Annotated in this window: 1 protein-coding gene; it reads left to right on the top strand. The window is 39.2% G+C overall.

The window, feature by feature from the left end; translation table 11 throughout:
* On the top strand, positions 1-1833 hold a 1833-nt coding region (locus tag AB3X49_RS22980; RefSeq protein ID WP_483298796.1), incomplete at both ends, for a phage tail tape measure protein.

A 1833-nucleotide genomic window follows, 5' to 3' on the forward strand; every position in this document is an offset into this window, starting at 1 on the left:
GAATTATCGGACGAGAAGCATTAGGAGCAGGGACAGATATTGATAAATTACAACGAGCGCTCCGTTCTGTGGATGCTGGAAACTCAATTCAACAAGTACGAAATGAATTAAGAGATTTACAACAAGAAGCCGGAAGAACGGAGAAGAAGTTTGAAGGGTTAAAAATTGGATTAGAAAATGTTATCGGTGGTATAGCAACTGGCGTTGGTATATCCACTGCGATTGAAAAAGCGATGGATATGTCAAAGTTAAAAACAAAAATTGACGTATCTTTTGAAGTGCCAGAGTCATCTAAAAAGTCAGTTGAAGAATCAGTAAGGACTGTTACTGCGTATGGTGTTGACATAGATGAAGCTTTAGAAGGAAACCGTAGGCAATGGGCATTAAATAAAGATGCTTCTGATGAAACGAATGCAGCTGTAGTCAAAGGTGCTGCTGGTATTGTAGCAGTTTATTCCGATATTGATTTTACTGAATTAATTCAAGAAGCAAATGAGATCGGTGCAACTTTAGGAATCACTAACGAAGAAGCATTAGGTTTAGTCCAGACACTTTTAAAAATGGGATTTCCACCTGAACAATTAGATATTATTGCTGAATACGGGGATCAGATGATTCAAGCTGGATTCACAGCTAAAGAAGTCCAAGGCATAATGGCAGCAGGGATTGATACGAAAAGCTGGAATATCGACAACCTTTTAGATGGAGTGAAAGAAGGACGTATCAAAATGGCTGAGTTTGGGGCTGGTGTAGATAAGTCTATGCAAGAGGTTTTGGATAAAACAAAGATTTCGGCAGATCAATTTGAAAAATGGGGGCAAGCAATAGCTGATGGCGGTGAAAACGGACAAAAAGCGATGCTCGAAGCAACCAAGGCTCTAGCTGGTGTTGAGAATGCAACAGACAGGAATGTACTTGGCACGAAGATGTTCGGTACCCTTTGGGAAGACCAAGGAAAGAAAATCATTGATACCATTTTAAAAGCAGAAGGAAAACAAGTTGATTTAAAAAAAGGTGTAGAGGATTTGCATAATACCACTTCTAAATTAGATGCGTCTCCAGCAGCTAAAATGCAAAAAGCTATGAATGATTTACAGAAGGCACTTGAACCGGTGTTATTAGTAGTAGCAGATCTTGTTTCGAAATTTGCAGAATGGATCTCTAATAATCCAGAATTAGCAGCTACTTTGACAGCTATTGGTGTTGCTATTGGTGTGATTTCTGGTACAGTTATGGCTCTTGCTCCTATCGTTATGGCGTTCATGAGTCTCTTTGGGATTGGGGCAGCTGCAGCGGCTACGTTTGTTGCTGTAATTCCTATTATTATAGGGCTTATAGCAGCCCTAGGCATTGCGATTTATAAAAATTGGGACGATATCAAAAAATGGACTATCGAGGTTTGGAATTCAATTACAGAATTTCTAACAGGCATCTGGGACAGCATATCTCAATGGGCAACTGAAGCATGGGAAAGTATTAGTGAATCTACAGCTTCTGTATGGAATTCAATTAAGGAGTTTTTAGTAGAACTATGGAATGGAATAACGGAGTCCTTATCTGAAACATGGAATTCGATTGTTGAAACTACTACGGAAACATGGAATTCCATCGTAGAGTATTTGACAGGAATTTGGGATGGAGTAGTTGAAACATTATCAGAAGTTTGGAATCGTATCAGTCAAACTACTTCCGAAGTGTGGATGGCGATTAGTGAGTTTTTCATTAGCACCTGGAATGGATTAGTTGCCTTTCTGACCCCTATTTTACAAAGAATTGCTGATTTCTTCTCTATGATTTGGAACGGCATTTCCACAGTGATTCAAACTGTATGGA

It is taken from the genome of Bacillus sp. C30 (assembly GCF_040838255.1).
GTDB classification, from domain to species: domain Bacteria; phylum Bacillota; class Bacilli; order Bacillales; family Bacillaceae_G; genus Bacillus_A; species Bacillus_A mycoides.